The organism is Hwanghaeella sp. LZ110 (assembly GCF_048892525.1).
Lineage (GTDB): Bacteria > Pseudomonadota > Alphaproteobacteria > UBA8366 > Aestuariispiraceae > Pacificispira.
In genome coordinates, this window is sequence record NZ_JBLZHT010000002.1 from 443,269 (window position 1) to 458,591 (window position 15,323).

Here is a 15,323-nt window from a genome sequence, read left to right on the forward strand (position 1 = left end):
AGATTACCGGAGCAGAGTTGCGGTTGGACCGTGTTTCGAAGTCAGCTACACTCTCAGCCAACCAGGACATACAGGACATTACGTTGCGGTTGGACCGTGTTTCGAAGTCAGCTACACTGGAGGTTCGCGCCACTGAGGTTCGCGCCAGTTGCGGTTGGACCGTGTTTCGAAGTCAGCTACACTGCTGTCCTATGCCGAAAGGCCCTATGGTTTGTTGCGGTTGGACCGTGTTTCGAAGTCAGCTACACTGAATACCTATCGCAAACGTCATTTTGAATTGTTGCGGTTGGACCGTGTTTCGAAGTCAGCTACACTATAATTCAGTCCGGGGTCTCTCGCGATGCCGTTGCGGTTGGACCGTGTTTCGAAGTCAGCTACACTCGGACGTGGGGTAAGTTCCTGAAATAAAGGAATTTACCCCACGCGTCGTTTCAAGAAAGCCTGCGGAATTCCAGTTAAAAAAGAACAAATTGGTCGGGATTCTTGGGGCTTGATTTTGACTTACCCCGATAGCTGACGATGTTTTCATACTGTTTGTCCGTAAATTGCAGAATGTCGACCTTTCCACCGGGTGGCACATTCGGCTCGACGACCTTTAAAAGTCGTTCCACAGCTTCCTTTCCCGATGTGAAGCGCACGTAAACCGAATATTGAGCCTGCTCAAATCCTTCATCCAGAAGGAAATTCCGGAACCTTGTATAGGCGCGTCGTTCTTCTATTTCCGTGACCGGCAGATCGAATAGAACCATTACCCACATGATACGATATCCACTGAGATATGTCATGAGCCTGATGCATCGAGCCCGAACGGAGGTGCCGGAATTTCTAGTGACTTTTGCTCCCCGGTATAGATTTGTGCCAAAGACACAACCAGAGCGTCCAGGCAGGATTGCAAAGGCCTTGCACCGCGCGGGCCCTCCAAATCCAATGTCAGAACTGCGGCCAGCTTTGCCTTCATGTCCCGGGTCAGTTCCTCGGTGTCCGGTTCCAGCATTCGGTGGACGGTGAGGTCGATATAGGGGCGAAACGGTTCCATAAGGTCATCGGCTAGGCGTAGCGCATCTCCCCGACTTTTATGATGGACGGAGAGAGAGGGATGTAAACCTGCCGCTAATATTGATCGGGCGGTTGCAGCCCGCAGCACGGTATAGCCATAATTCAACGCCGCGTTTTGCCCTCCCTCGGATCGGTTGCGTCTGAAGGTTTCACCGAACAACCGGGGCCAATAGTATCGCGCGGCCTGTCCTTCGATATTGTCTGGATCTCCGGATTTCACAGAGCGGGCATATTGTTTCAGACGTTCTGGCGATTCTTGGACAGCTTTCAGCACATAGGCCTGTGCTGATATCTTGGCCACCACAATGTCACGCCACAGGCGCTTCCTCAGGGGGCGGGACGCCTCCGCCTGCGCTTGCATCCGTCGGCCCTGTTCAAAATGGCCTTTTATCGGCCATAGCAGAGTGCTGGGTGATTGATTCGAATCGCACAAGACCGTTGGAATGCCGGACTGCGATAGACGGGAAGCGAGATTTAATGAAATGGTGGCGCCATAACCCCGGACGATCAAGGCTGAAATATCTGCAATGGCAACTCGGCCTAGCGTCTCTTTCTGATGACTGACCGTCATGAAACCACGGTCAACGGAGAGATGGGCGCCGTCGGTGGCGACCTCAATCACGCGACCGATCATGACAGTAGTCCCCTGTATTTGATTTGGCCGGACGGTGTTAGAACTAGCATGACAGCATTAAGTTGCTGCAAGCGCGACGGGGCGACGGTCAGATATTTAAAGGAATCCTCCTTGTCAGAGTCCCTTGCTTTCAAACTGCCTGCCTCATGGTGTTCGGCTAAAACTATTTGACCGGTAGACATTTTGACGACCCGCATAATGCGTCGCCCATTGTCTCCGTCGAGTTCCAACATGTCATTTATCCGCAATCTCAGAAGCAGCGGCTTTCCATCGGGCGTGAAGCGCGATTTCGGATTGAAACTTTTCTGATTGGCTTCAAATCTGGAGATAATGGACCCGGTCCATTTCGCCTTCTCATCCAGAAAGATGTCATAGCAGTAATTGGCGTCTCCCTTATAGGCCTTATAGGGCTTACCGTTTTCATCAGTTAATGGAATGACCGACAACGCTTCACAGATGCGCACGCGTCGAACCGGGGGGGTCATTTCTTCCCCGATCTGTCGCAGGGCCTCTGACAAGTCTTTGCCATCGGCAATACCATCGGTGCGCAGCAGGAGATGGTCGCGCAGGGTCTCATCCCTTATGCTTTCCATATCCGCCCGTTTGCTGATGCTGTCTAAGGGGACGCGGTGGACAACGATTGGCTTTTGCTTTGCTTCTGCTGGACTCTGAACCAAGCCATAGGCGGTTTCGTTGTGCAGCGCGCCCTGCACGCCATGGTCCGGCTTATGCGATACGATCAGTCGCTCCAACGCCTGGCGCACGTCATCCCGGAATGTAGGCCAGGGTGGATCGAGTTTCGGCAGCAGACGGGTGGAGGCAATATCTTCCTGATGGGCAGCAAGGGTTGCGGCTCTTTGCAATAAGCTTCTATCCGTTAGGGCAATGACCAGCGCATCGACCGCATGATGTCGATGATCGTTGCGATTCTTTGGGGCCTCTCCTCCTTCTACGCGATTGTGTCCGGGCAGAATGTCATTCAGGCCGAGAGCCCAGCGCAGATCGGCGGTAAGCTTTCCGGGTGACACCCAGACATCGGCCCCTGTTGCTTTCAGATAGGCGGTGACGATCCGCGCCATGTATTGCGTATCGACCAATTGCCGAGCCAGAAAGTCACGCTCCTCATTGTCGTAACGTTCCATAGCATCCGGTGCGAAGCGCTTTTGTTTGGATTTGGGCATATTACTGATGCGTTGAGTGATCTCAGCCCAGGAATAACCTGTTGGATTGTGAGCGAAGGCTTCATATGGGGTCCAACGTCCCTTCTCTCGGTTTGCTTGCCGTGTAACCAGCGTCTTATTGCCGATACTGTCATCCAAAGTGCGGGAAAATGGCAGGATATGATCGATTTCAACGCGGTCAGAGAACAGTGTGTCGATGGAAATCTGGGTGCCAGTATAAACACATCGCCGGTCCAGTGGGTCAGAAGGGTTCAATTCCTCCCACAATCTCAGGCGCAGCCGATTCTCATAGTTGTCCGACTGACCAAAGCGTTTCAGTTCGACGCTCCTTTTTTCGTTTTCTAACTGGTTGTTGCGGCGCTTTTTATCATCTTCTTTCTGTCGGATTGCTGAAAGGGGCAGATCCCTCGCCAATTCAACGATGATTTCAGATGGCGGCCCGTGACGAGCAATCAGATCATTTACCACATGACGCACCTGATTTAAGGCGACATGCACTGTGGGATTGGCAATCTTGCCATAGCGAACCTCATCTGAATCAGAGGCGACGCCACTACCGAAAGCAACATGTCGGGTCAGAATTTTCCCATAGTAGGGAAGACCGTTTTGAAATCTTTCGTCTCCGGCAAGGTCCGAATGGCTGTCATACCCCGCAGCGGCGACGGCTTTGTCATAGGATATGACATCGGCTTCCAGATGAGGCAGTAAACGTTGTGTGACTTCTCGGCAGAAGGCACCGTGACCGGCAGGCAGACGCTTGCGAGCAACTTTTTGCGCGATCTCATCCGTCAGATTGAATTCATTCTTAAGCCATTGGATTAGATTTTCCTCATTTTCTGCCGCCAATAGTCTTTCGACCACACTATCTTGGGTCGCAAGTGGCAAGTCGTGCCAGGACGGTCCCCAGGTCCCTTTCGCCGCTAGTTCCGCCGCAGTTTTGTCACCATCTAAGTGACTTCGACTTTCGCTTTCCAAATTAAACTTGATTTCGCTGGGTAGTTTCAGTGCCTTTCGCAATTGATCGAAAGTCCGTTTTGCCGACTTTTCCAATCCTGACAGTATGATGTCGCGCTGATCCTTTGTAATCGCTAATGCCGCTTCTCCCGGAGCTTGCAGCGTTAGGTGATTAACTTCTTGCAGCATGCGGAGTCTTTGAACACTGGGCAGCGCTTTCGGTGCGCGTTCTTGTTCCGGATCAAGTGTGCATCGCCCCACTGGTTGCGGTTTCAGGGGATGCTGGAAGGCTAGCGTTTCCCTTATTAGACTGTAGGCTTCATCTGTCAGGATATCTGAATGCCAACGTTTTTGGGATGCCCAGATCTGATCGAATTCGTTCAGGATCAGGTCGCGGGTGGGATAGAATTCATAATGCGCATGAGCTCCTTTGCCGCGCAGTCGCACGCGAGTCTGCGGCAGCGGCATCCGATCCCCCTTGGCTCTTTCCTGATTTTGCTGGATGACCTCAATCCTTGGGCGACCTAACCACTCGCCAAATGTTCGGCAATCTGATTTTGCCAAAAGGGCTTTGGTGGCTTCCGATGCAGATTTGATTTTTCCTGTGTCACTGTCTGCGCCATCGGTCTTACGATTGGATTTAAAGCCCCGGCGCTTCAATTGAAACAGTGCGCGACCTATCTCAAAAGGTTCCAGTGCCTCATCCAAGGCGCGTGTTCTCAGGATATAGGGATCAAGGTTGCCAAGGCTTTGTCGAAGTTGCTCATAGTTCTCCTTCGACAATTGGTCAGGATCCGGCATAAGGTCGAATTGGCGCAGTTCTTTAAGATATCGCTCGTTTCGATTGTGGGCTCTATCGCGATTTCGTCGCATCCCTCTTGGAATTCTGCGCTTTGCTGCAAGCGATTCTCTATCTTTGGGGTCGCGCCCGTCACTGAAGATGCGAACGCCCAATTCCACTCTGGGGTCTCGTCGGCTATCGCTCGTGTAGTCATCCAGAACCGCCATACCAATTGAATTTGTGCCAATATCAATGCCCAACCGCCATGCCATGCTCACCCCCTCTAAGTGTTATAATTTACCTTTTCTACTTGACGATGGCATGAAATGATGAGATCAATCAAATACAAGCTGTAGCTGGCTTTGAAACACGGTCTTTCCGTTAACAAGGTTTAAGACCACAAAATGACACGGCGCTCTCGGGCGCCGTGTTTTTTTTGGGGCGGCGATTATGCCTTAATTCATTCGTTAAGCTCTTACTTTCATAGCTTGTCTCAAAATTTCAAGGGCGAAAAATTTCTCACGAGGTGCTGCATGAGCCTCAAACCTTATACTGAGTAGAAAAGGGCATTTGACCCCGGCAATAGACCGGCACACCGCCGACGCATTCGAGGGTATGCGGAAATCCGCCGTGAAATAGCATCCTGACCTATGCAGCGTTTGGGCTCTTTCCCGGAAACCTATTCTATTGGGCAGAATTTTTTGTCTTAAAGCGCCTGTCTCCCAACGCTGGAATTGTCGGTATTGTCGGGTAATTGGTATTGGCCCTGTATAAGGATGTCCATTCAAGCAGCCAGAGCGTTGGCACCATCCCCCTCATCTGATGCCGCCAATCTCTAGGACTTCGTCTTACCTTCACGTTGTATCTCGTGATGCTCCTGAATTATCTCGTGATGCTCCTGAATATGGAGAGCAAGATCGTCACGAAAGTGTTTCAGATTCTCTAAGTTCGGGTGTTAAATGCCAGGCACGATATGATTTCTGGGGCAGGCGGTTATGTTAAAAGGATGCTTGAGGGCGCATCGTGACTTTTCGAAGCGCCCTCGAAGCATTGAAGATCAGGCAGCGCATGCCTCTATGAAAACGCTTAGCGCTCCGCGAGCAGCGGCTCGTGAGAGTGCATCGAGCGTGTCTTCATCATAGTCATAGCCGATGAGATCATAGACACTTCCTGATACTTCAGGACTATCTGGTCCCGGCTCTTTGAAGAGTCGCGCAAAATAGTCGAACGTGAGCGGAATATCGCATTCCTCGAGACTCATTAGGCGGGATAGCTGGGAGAATGTAGCTTGGTTTCTGGCCCATTCTCTGCCCTTTTCTTCCACGCTCGTTATGAGACTTATTTTCGACAGCTGGAGTCTTGCGGTAGTGTCCATGATTCTACTTCCTTTCACTGCTGTTGGTATTCAGGATCGTCCTCATCACGCGGACGCGTTTTGATCGATCCAATAACATCATAGCGAGATGCTATTTCTTCCGTAGGGCATTTTTAGGCCTGTTTTAGGGTTATTATGCTGTTATTAATGGGAAATATTTTTTTCAGGGTTAGTTAAATAGTCCTAAAAAAGCACCAAATTACAAACATAGATTGTATTAATTAAATTAATACGACTGAGTTATCTGTGCGCCAGAATACAACGAATTAAGCTGATTCTGGTTGGTTGATCCGGCAGAAAAATCAACCTTCAAATCAATCGAAAACGGCGTGGACTTTTGAGATTGTGATATACGCACGCTGACAGTTTTAAGATACCTTATAAAAAGCAGTTCAGAGGTGCCGAGGATGAGGACAAATAATTGCTTTGGTATTCAAAGCAAAAGCAGCCCACCCAGATATGGGGGGCTGCTCGCTTCTTTAATGGCGTCGTGGTTGCGGAGTGCTAGTCGAAGAAGGCAGATAGGTCCGAGCGCACTCTGGCGCAGAATGAAGCCCGTCCGCTCTCGGTGTCGGTTAGCATCTGGATCCGGGACATATTGGTCCGCATCTCGGGCCAATGCTCTCCCCCGGGAGCGACGCTATCTACTGAGCCAAAGGTCGACTGAACTGCGATCTGCAAGATGTCCTGATTGACCGTAAAGCCACACACCTCCTGCGCTGCCATGACTGACGCGATGTTTTCCAGCGCATCGCTTTGATTCATCGCGCTGGCTGTGTTGGCTGATGCAGCCAGACCAATTGTGATGGCGGCTGCGAGTATGGATCTTTTCATGGGCATTGTTCTCTCCTTTGAGGTTAGTGAGAGAGCCAAGAAAGGCGATCGGTTGAATCGGAGCAAGGAGGGACTGGCATCCGGATGAGGATATCTGATTGATGCGGGGCACTGGTGTCTGAAGTAGCCCTGTAAGCGACAGAGAAGCCCACTGGTGCGCTTTGAACGTGATTCTGCTGTTGGGGGGTGCGAAAAGCAGTCAAGATTCACCAATGAAGCTCTGAGGCGCTAGAATGCAACCCATGTCAATGTTTGGAGTCGGAAAATGCTGTTAAGTAGCTTTCGACGGATCTTTTAATTTGCAATTTGGTTTTCTAACGTTGTTTCGAACTAATTTAGAGTTCAGAACTTTAACACTTCGCCGTTGTCAAAAGCTATCCCAGTGATAATAGTAACGACCTTTCCTGTGTTCCCGCTCACCATAGGCAAGAGCTTATCGTATGGCTCACCCGAAATAAATTGATTGTCCTCGAATACGTAGAAGACATCAGCTTTTGAGGTTTTTCCTGCCTGAATACGCTCACTTAAATCGCCGTCAAATCTGAAAACTTCTTCTCCGAATGCATCTTGGAAAGAAGCTGAAAACCGAACGCCAGCTACGATATCATCAGTGATATTTTTTACCTTTGGAATGAACCTGACTGATTTTTGTTTGTATATGCTCACATGATGCTCAAATAATGGCTCTCCAATAGACAGGTATTTTTCACTTTCTAATGTGTTATCAGCCTCAATCGCATAAGTGCCATCTTCGTTCAAAATGATTGTTCGTCCATCGGTAGTGGTGACGGTTTCACCATGAGATGCGGTTGACCATGAAAATACGGCCAACAATGAAACCACCAATATCCTTCGCAAAGCATTCATAACCTTCGATCCATATGTTATTTTGTCCATAACAACACTATACTTGGAAAAAAATAGTGCATCAAAAAATTTACTACCGAATTGCACCCGTATGCTCACTTCTCACTTAATTTCGGGGAGTCAGAGTATCACTTCAACGCCTCATAATCCTGGTGTATCCTGCGCTTTCCGGCGATTCTCAGCATAAGTGATTTCAGTCTCGTCGATAAGCTAGTCATCAAGATTCGCTGGTAGGCTTTATCGTCTCGCTATTCGGCTTACTGATACACCCAAGCACTATGGTGAGTATATGCATAGCGGTTGGAACCACTGGTATGAAAAACAGGACCACATCGAATACCCCAGCTACAATTGGAAATGCAGCAAGCCAAGGCTTTTCAATTCGGCGTCCTCGAAAAAACGCGATCAACGCTAAGATCAAAAAACAAGCAATCATCATTAAGCTAGCCGCATTGCCGATATTACTTATATCTTGCTCAGAATTCGTTGACTGGACCGCCGCACTAAACGCTGCAAAACGAATGAGATACGTTGGAATCATGAAAATTATGTAGGTTAAGAGAAATGCGAAAATGTTCATTTGTATTCTCCCCTATCAAAAAGCCGATCTCCCTAATGGTGCTGTTTTTTTTGAACACCCCTATAGGTTAAATTTTGCAAATTCTAATTGGGCAGACAAGGATAAGTTTATGCTCAATTGAAGAGAGATTGAAAAAATGGCAAGTTTTCTAATTTTAACGAGCCTATTCATATGGGATCACTCTTTACTTTATGGTTTGATGTGGCGATCTGATATGGAGCAAGGAGGGACTGGCATTCGGATGGGGATATCTGATTGATGCGGGGCACTGGTGTCTGAGGTGGCTCTGTGGGCGACAGAAAAGCTCACTGGTGCGCTTTGGGTGTGATTCTGTTGTAGGCGTGCGAAAATCAGCTAGGATTCACCAGTGAAGCTTTCTGGCGCCGAGAGTTAAATCCCTATCAGAAGCCGCCGGTGTCATCCACAGTGATGATTTCCAATCCGCGTTGCTCTGATTGATTAATCATGTTGGTGGTCCCACGATGACCAGGAAAGTCAATGATCAGATCGGGCTTTCCTGCGATCTTGATCTCGAACGCAAATCACAAACCTCCCGATTAAAATGGAAGATAACCTCGGCTCCCTAACCGCATCACACCAAACCCAATCCCCAAAAAATCCGGCAGCCGCCAATAATCCAGCCTTTATAATACTGACATCACTTATTCAGTGAGTCGAACCTCGGATGCTTTAAGATGGTTACGACGCCAAACTGATCACTGAAATCAAAAGCTGGGGTGCGCCGGACGACAGCGTAAGCATCCCCCGCAATCTTGGCGCTCATCAATTCATACTCGTCACCCCCAAGAGGGTTGAAACTGCAAAACACCACCCCCTCTAAAGGCTCACCGCCCTCAAGAAGCTGAGCCTGAAACAGTGCCTCAATCGATTCCTCCCCATCAAACATGTAGCGATGCCCCTCAAGCAACTCAAAACTCTCCCGCCTTTGTAGGGTCGGGCGTATCTTGTCGATGCAGCGTTGAACGAGGGGATCAACAATACCCAGCGATGCTTCGAACCTAGCTTGGAGCCGTTTCATATCGCGAGGGTTGTTGGCAAAATAAGCAACACTGGCCCCAATGGCGATCGCAAGCACTGCTGAACTTGCTAAAATCCACTTTCGCATTGAACGTCCTCAAAGGTGATCTAACATTGGGAGTTATCATATCGAAACACTTATGATCGAGTGTTGAAAGGGCCTTGTGATCGGCACAGAAGCCCACTCGTGCGCCTTGAAGGCGATCGTGCTTGGGTGGGGGCTTACGGCGCATAAGATTCATCAGTAAAGACCTGAGGCGCTTATGGCAGGGAAGATCACAGGGCGGCGCCTCAATCCAAACCATCCGGGACATATCGAACCACTCGGCAAGAGATGCGAAACAGGGCTACTCAGTCAACAATGAAGATTGCCATATGTCTCGATCTGTCCGGATGGGTTAATGGGTGACGGGATGTCGTTAATCCGGCGCTGAATATTGTGCTAATTCCTGATGCCATCTCTGTCTGTCTCCAAGAGCCGCAAGAGAATAGCGATTGGCATCTGGAAGGTTGATTGCGTGCTGCGGGAAATGCTGGGGTTTAGCATGTGTCTATAAGCGCCGTGAAAGCTCACAGAGGCGCTTTGGGTTCGATTTCGCTTTAGGGCGCGCATAAATCATCGATGAAGCCCTGAGACGCTTAAAATGCAAATCGTTGAAATGCGAACAATCTCTCCCGGCAAATCAGCCGCCGCATGTTCAGTTCAAAATTCTTTTCAGGCTGATTTCCGTCTCGCCTCAAGCTTCGCGAACTTATGAACCTCATCCCAGAGCGCCCGAGAGTGGGTTCTGACTGCATTGGATGCGGAAATCACCTGTCGGGTCTGGATATCTTCCTCCGCCAAGAAGCGACGTGTGGTGGCTGGGTATTTGGTCATATAGCGTGCCCATGCAGCTCTCTTCCCGCCATTGTTGCGAACATCAGTCTGAAAGGATTTACCTTTTTGATCGACCCATTCTCCCATAGCCACATTCAGAGATTTTCGAACGAAATCCCGATCATCGCTTTGAACACGAATGAGCCCATGAACGTGAGGTTTGTGATGGCGGAGGTCTTTCTCGAGCTTAATCACATAGTCAACTTCTAAGCCACGACGCTGGAAAGTTCTGCGCAATTCATTCCCTAAAAAAGTCGGTGGCGATTCCTCATCGCGCAACCTATCAAGCTTTAGTTCATCAAGGTGACTGGTAAACAGCCACCAGTTCCTTGGGCCGGGTAGCGTTATGATGCCGTAAGCGAACACCAGCATTTGCTCATAATGTCCTAATGTCTCCCATGCTGTTGGCTGCTCATTTGCGTAGCGTGCTTGGTAGCTATTGTAGAAGCGGGTGTCTGTATAAAAGAGGGGGAAGGGCTTGTTGCTCTTATATACTGTAGATGACCATTCTCCGAGTCGAACTGCACATGCAAAACCGTTGATAGCCGCGAGGTTTCGACGGATAGACCCACGTCGTTTCGGGCTGCTTAAGTGATACTTTTTCGGTGGTTTTGCTTTTAAAATTGGCGTGATCTCTTTCATGTTCTGCTTACTTTTTTTGATCTTTAAGCGTTATCATAAAGACAATAAAGGCATCGTGTCTGTTCAGTTAAAGAGGCATCTTTCTAAATTCGAGAATTTTTATCCAAGCCGCTCAGCCAACCCCTCGGCCCGAAGATGGGTATAGCGCCGGAGCATCTTGAACGAACGATGTCCGGAGATGGAAGACACCTCCATTGCATCGAGGCCCCGTTCAAACATGCGACTGGTTGCTTCATGTCGAAGATCATGAAAGGTCAGCCCTTCAATTCCGGCGCGTTCCACTGTGCGAACCCATGCCTTGCGTGCTGCATTCCTTGTGAGATCAAAAACAAAAGAGTCATTTGTGTCTTTGTCGAACTCTTTTGACCTTTGAAGTTCTTTCACACTTTGAAGCACTGCTAACGCGCGACGAGAAAGAGGCACGTCACGCGGGTCGCCATTCTTGGTAATATCAAGATGCGCATAGCGACACTCGGTATTGATCGAAGACCAGCGCAGGGAGAGCATTTCCCCGCGTCGCATGCCAGTCTCTATCGCGAAGATTATCAATAGCTCTATATAGCGATTGCGTGAGGCTCTGGCGGCTTCTAGCAGCAAAGCCTCCTCATTCCCCTCCAAACGCCTCTGACGCCCCTTCGCGGCGCTTGGGCGCCGTATCTGCCGAACGGGGTTCTCCAAGACGTGAATGCCCCACTCCCGGCGTGCTATCTCAATGGCATGGGAGAGAATGCTCAAGTCTCGATTGATTGTTCCGGGCGTTACAGTGAGGAGCCTCATGTCGCGATACTGCGCGACTACCTCGCTCGTCAGCGTTGCCAGCGTGTAGTGAGCAATATCGCTTTTCATCATTCCATTGATCTTGACCGCCTCTGGAATGGCCCCCCGCTTCTGCGGCGTTATCTCTGCCTTGTAACGTGCCAAAAGCTCCCGGACGGTCGTTTGCTCTGCTTTGCGCGTATCGATCCCAAAGGCCCCTCTATCGAGTTGAGATTCGAGGTTTCTCGCCCAACGCTCCGCATCAGACTTAAGATCAAAAGACTTCGCCCGGGGTGGCAGACCACGGCGTCGCACCTGTGCTTGCCAGCGTCCTCTGAGCCTTCGTATCGTCGCCATTCTCGCCTCCTTCGATCAAATCAACTATGATGTTGATAGGACGCCGGTAGAGGGCCGCCAAGGAGGTTTCCGGCGGTGTTGCGGCCCGAGTGTGCCGCAGAGCGCTAACGGCTCTCAGGGGCGCCTGGAAGCGCGTATAGAGAGCCTTGAGGGCCAAGGGTTTCCCGCTGGTCCAGAGGCAATTTCAATCGGTTAGGGGGACGCATGGGCACGGCAGAGGTCGAAAGCTCTCTGGTCGCCCATTCCAAGGTCGCAGAGGCCGCCGTGGTCGGCGCACCCCATGATGTGAAGGGTCAGGGCATCTATGCCTATGTCACCCTGAACAGTGGGGAAGAACCCAGTGATGAGTTGAAGAAAGAACTGGTCGCCTGGGTCCGCAAGGATATCGGCCCGATCGCCAGCCCCGATTGGCTGCAATGGGCACCAGGCCTGCCCAAGACCAGATCCGGCAAAATCATGCGCCGTATCCTGCGCAAAATCGCCGAAGACGATTTCTCCAATCTGGGCGACACCTCCACCCTGGCCGATCCCGGCGTCGTCGACAGCCTGATCGACAATCGCCAGAACCGGAAGTAAGCGGTTTAGGGTGTGCCGCACATGTGGCGATACTGAAAGGGCGGTGCCGATGGGTGCCGCCCTTTTTGTCCGGGTGTTTGATTCTATGTTGTGAATTTATTAATAGGATTTACTGGTCGTTGGGTCTATTTTGCGATGACCCTATGGAACTAAAGTAACAAAGATATGGCACTGGATAAATCTACACAAAAGATGGTTGATCGCTGTTGGGATACAGTCGAATTAATCCTTGAGGCGCCTAGGGTTTGTTCTTTTACAATTGGGATTACGATGAACCTAAAGGCGCGTCGAAGCGCTTATCGCTCAATTTTAATGCCACATCTTGTTGTCTTGGCAGAAGGATTTTCAGCAAAGAAGGCACATCAAATAGAAGCTGCGCTACAAGAACTTACAAGAGAAGATTTGAGAAAACATGCAAGTCGCAAGGCGGGATCTTACTCAGTTTATGAAAGAACCATTGCTAGCTTTGGCGGAAAGTCTGCAGAGAAAAACGAACATGAGTATTTTGTGTATCTAGCGTTTCGCGAAAGATTGCCTGGAGAATTACCTAGGTATGGGCGCTTTTGCCTGGAAATAGACCGCCAGTCGGAAACCGACTCTCCAAGATTCTTGCGATTTTTTAATCGGCTTCAAGACGCGAAAGATGCGGCTCAAAAACTTGATGACGGCAAATACAGCTTGTGGCTCAGTGAGCATGCCCACCCAAAGAACGGAGATGTAAAAGGAGGAGATTCAGCAAATTGGTTTTACTTCTGGTGGAATACAAAGGCCGGAAGTGGTGATAATCTTGGAAGCCCGCAACGGCGTGGAATTGGTTATGTCTATTCAGATGATGCAATCCGAAGTAAAGTTTCTCTTCCATACAAAATTTCGAAGTATGCGCCATCAAAAGACAAGTAAAAATATTTTATTTTAGATGTAATATAAAAAATAACGTTCTATACTATTGTAGTATTGAATGATGGTGACTTGTGAGGAGGGGGTCGCCGTCACGCGGTTCTCATGGAACCGGCTGCCCCGTTTGTTCAGTCACGGCTCAGTCATACCGAGAAATCTTTCATTCCTCCATTGAACGCGCCTATAGATTGCAGGGATATCTCCCGATTTGCGATTGATTTTGGGCTTTCTGACCCCATCTCAGAAACGGAGAATTTTGGGAAAATTATCAGGAAGACGTGCGGACTTATGGATATCAATAAATTGGTCGAAAGTTTTCTGGGATCGGGCGCATCCAATACGCCGTCGATGGGTCAGCAGGCGGGTCAGCAGGCGGGTCAACAGGCGGGCCAGCCGATGGGTCAGCAGATGAGCCAGCAGATTGGCGGGGCATTGAAAAGCTTTCCAGGCGGGCTGGCGGGTGGTGCGGCAGCGGGGGGGCTGGTCGCCCTGATGCTGGGCAGCAAAAAGGCCCGCAAGGTCGGCGGCACGGTTCTGACCTATGGTGGCATGGCCGTCGTCGGTGGCCTGGCGTTCAAGGCCTGGCAGAATTACAAGGCCAATCAATCCAACAGGCCGGCTGATATGCATGATATCCCGGCCCTCCCTTCGGACAGCGGCTTTGATCCCGCCCACAGCAGGGATGCACAGGGGAATGACATGCGTCTGGCCTTGATCCAGGCGATGATCAGTGCCGCCAAGGCCGACCAGCATATTGACGATGTTGAGAATAGCCGCATCCGTGAACAGATCGATGCCGCAGCCCTGGGCACGGATGAAAAGAGCTTCCTGTTCGATCAGTTGGGTCAAGACAGTGACCCTATCGCCATCGCGCGACTGGCCCAGGATGAGCCACAGGCGGCGGAATTGTATCTGGCCTCTGCCCTTGCCATTGACATCGATACGCCGGAGGAAAGCCGCTATATGGAACGCTTGGGCGATGCCCTGCGCCTGCCTGGACCGCTGATCAAGCAATTGCAAGACCATGCGGTGGCGGCCAAGGATGCGGGCATGTCCTGACCCGGTATCAGGCACATTTTCTGTCAGGGTGACCCGCGTTACACATGCCCATAGAAATCACGATGGACGGCAATGGAATAGGCATAGTCCAGCAATGTTGACCAACTGAATACCGGCATGTCGATCTCTCTTTGAATCGCGCGGGCAAAGGGTTGAAAGCCTGTACATTCCAGAACCATTGCCCCCATGGAGGGATGGCTGGTGGCGAAGTTCTTTGCGACGGCAACAATGTCCAGTTCGGCCTTCTGATATTCTGCTGTCGGTGTTTCCGGCCGCAGGTCTTTCGTCCACAGACTGTCGAACTGTGGGCATTTGCCATCATCCTTTGCGCCATGAACGACATAATTCGACTGCAGGCGAATACCGACCGACGTTAAGTGCCGATCCTGTAAATGGTCCCCTTCGGCGACCAGAAGTCCGACCACCTTGTTTGCGCCAATCAATGTCTGGGCCAGGGGCACCTGTAACAGGCTGGATGCAAAGACCGGCACCGATACTGCATTGGCAATTTCTTGCTGGAACCAGGCGAAATATCCGCATTCTGCCGCAATAGCGCGACAGCCCATGCGTTCCAGCTTTCGCGCGGCGGCCAGGACCGGCGCTAACAGGTCGCCCTTATGCTCCCCCCGGACCAGCTTCTTGATATCCACCCCTTCGGCGATTTCATATTGGATTGGATAGCCATGGGCGCTGGCATTGCGGACATCGCCCGGAAATCCAGGATAGACATCATCCAGAATGATAATCCCCAGCCCCATGCCATAACAGCTGTGGTTTCTGCGGGCATAGATTTTAGTGAGGGCGGGGTCATGGGACGGCATTCTTGGTTCCTTTCGTTCTTGCGGGGTTTCTTATTAAT

Annotated in this window: 13 protein-coding genes, 1 pseudogene and 1 CRISPR repeat array (1 of these 15 running past the window's edge); of the genes and pseudogenes, 3 read left to right on the forward strand and 11 right to left on the reverse strand. The window is 50.4% G+C overall.

What is annotated here, in order from left to right:
• A CRISPR array of direct repeats spans nt 1-381; the repeat unit is 36 nt; unit sequence GTTGCGGTTGGACCGTGTTTCGAAGTCAGCTACACT (it extends 1,107 nt beyond the left edge of the window).
• Between the two features lie 74 nt (nt 382-455).
• The 10 genes from cas2 to ACOSDM_RS05870 form a co-directional block, all read right to left on the reverse strand.
• Nucleotides 456-785 carry a CRISPR-associated endonuclease Cas2 gene (gene cas2 / locus ACOSDM_RS05825; protein ID WP_420723551.1) on the reverse strand — a complete coding sequence of 110 codons (330 nt, stop codon included), beginning with the start codon at nt 783-785 and terminating at the stop codon, nt 456-458.
• Entirely contained in the window at nt 782-1,690 is a 909-nt protein-coding gene (gene cas1, locus ACOSDM_RS05830) for a type II CRISPR-associated endonuclease Cas1 (RefSeq protein WP_420723552.1), read from the reverse strand. The genes cas2 and cas1 overlap by 4 nt, the downstream gene beginning before the upstream one ends.
• Nucleotides 1,687-4,878, reverse strand: a complete 3,192-nt coding sequence (gene cas9, locus ACOSDM_RS05835; protein ID WP_420723553.1) for a type II CRISPR RNA-guided endonuclease Cas9 — start codon at nt 4,876-4,878, stop codon at nt 1,687-1,689. The genes cas1 and cas9 overlap by 4 nt, the downstream gene beginning before the upstream one ends.
• Before the next feature lie 785 nt (nt 4,879-5,663).
• Complete coding sequence (locus tag ACOSDM_RS05840; RefSeq protein ID WP_420723554.1) at nt 5,664-5,981, reverse strand: hypothetical protein; 318 nt, start codon at nt 5,979-5,981, stop codon at nt 5,664-5,666.
• A gap of 504 nt (nt 5,982-6,485) precedes the next feature.
• A complete protein-coding gene (locus ACOSDM_RS05845; protein WP_420723555.1) occupies nt 6,486-6,815 on the reverse strand; it encodes a hypothetical protein in 330 nt (109 codons plus the stop codon).
• A 342-nt stretch (nt 6,816-7,157) separates the two neighbouring features.
• The gene (locus tag ACOSDM_RS05850) at nt 7,158-7,682 is read right to left on the reverse strand and encodes a hypothetical protein (RefSeq protein ID WP_420723556.1); all 525 of its coding nucleotides are present in this window, start codon (nt 7,680-7,682) and stop codon (nt 7,158-7,160) included.
• 217 nt (nt 7,683-7,899) lie between these two features.
• Nucleotides 7,900-8,262 carry a hypothetical protein gene (locus tag ACOSDM_RS05855; RefSeq protein ID WP_420723557.1) on the reverse strand — a complete coding sequence of 121 codons (363 nt, stop codon included), beginning with the start codon at nt 8,260-8,262 and terminating at the stop codon, nt 7,900-7,902.
• 658 nt (nt 8,263-8,920) lie between these two features.
• Complete coding sequence (locus ACOSDM_RS05860) at nt 8,921-9,388, reverse strand: hypothetical protein (RefSeq protein WP_420723558.1); 468 nt, start codon at nt 9,386-9,388, stop codon at nt 8,921-8,923.
• A 627-nt stretch (nt 9,389-10,015) separates the two neighbouring features.
• Nucleotides 10,016-10,819: a hypothetical protein gene (locus ACOSDM_RS05865; protein ID WP_420723559.1), complete on the reverse strand. Its 804-nt coding sequence runs from the start codon at nt 10,817-10,819 to the stop codon at nt 10,016-10,018.
• Between the two features lie 99 nt (nt 10,820-10,918).
• The gene (locus ACOSDM_RS05870; RefSeq protein WP_420723560.1) at nt 10,919-11,932 is read right to left on the reverse strand and encodes an integrase; all 1,014 of its coding nucleotides are present in this window, start codon (nt 11,930-11,932) and stop codon (nt 10,919-10,921) included.
• A 186-nt stretch (nt 11,933-12,118) separates the two neighbouring features.
• On the opposite strand from ACOSDM_RS05870, the pseudogene ACOSDM_RS05875 reads away from it, so the two are divergent.
• The 3 genes and pseudogenes from ACOSDM_RS05875 to ACOSDM_RS05885 all read left to right on the forward strand — a co-directional run.
• Nucleotides 12,119-12,508: pseudogene (locus tag ACOSDM_RS05875) on the forward strand (AMP-binding enzyme); the annotation flags it as partial.
• Nucleotides 12,509-12,673: 165 nt separating this feature from the next.
• The gene (locus ACOSDM_RS05880; protein ID WP_420723561.1) at nt 12,674-13,408 is read left to right on the forward strand and encodes a hypothetical protein; all 735 of its coding nucleotides are present in this window, start codon (nt 12,674-12,676) and stop codon (nt 13,406-13,408) included.
• Between the two features lie 285 nt (nt 13,409-13,693).
• Complete coding sequence (locus tag ACOSDM_RS05885) at nt 13,694-14,464, forward strand: tellurite resistance TerB family protein (protein ID WP_420723562.1); 771 nt, start codon at nt 13,694-13,696, stop codon at nt 14,462-14,464.
• A 38-nt stretch (nt 14,465-14,502) separates the two neighbouring features.
• On the opposite strand, the gene ACOSDM_RS05890 is transcribed toward ACOSDM_RS05885, so the two are convergent.
• On the reverse strand, nt 14,503-15,285 hold the full coding sequence (locus tag ACOSDM_RS05890) for an aspartate/glutamate racemase family protein (protein WP_420723563.1): 783 nt from the start codon (nt 15,283-15,285) through the stop codon (nt 14,503-14,505).
• Nucleotides 15,286-15,323 lie beyond the last annotated feature (38 nt).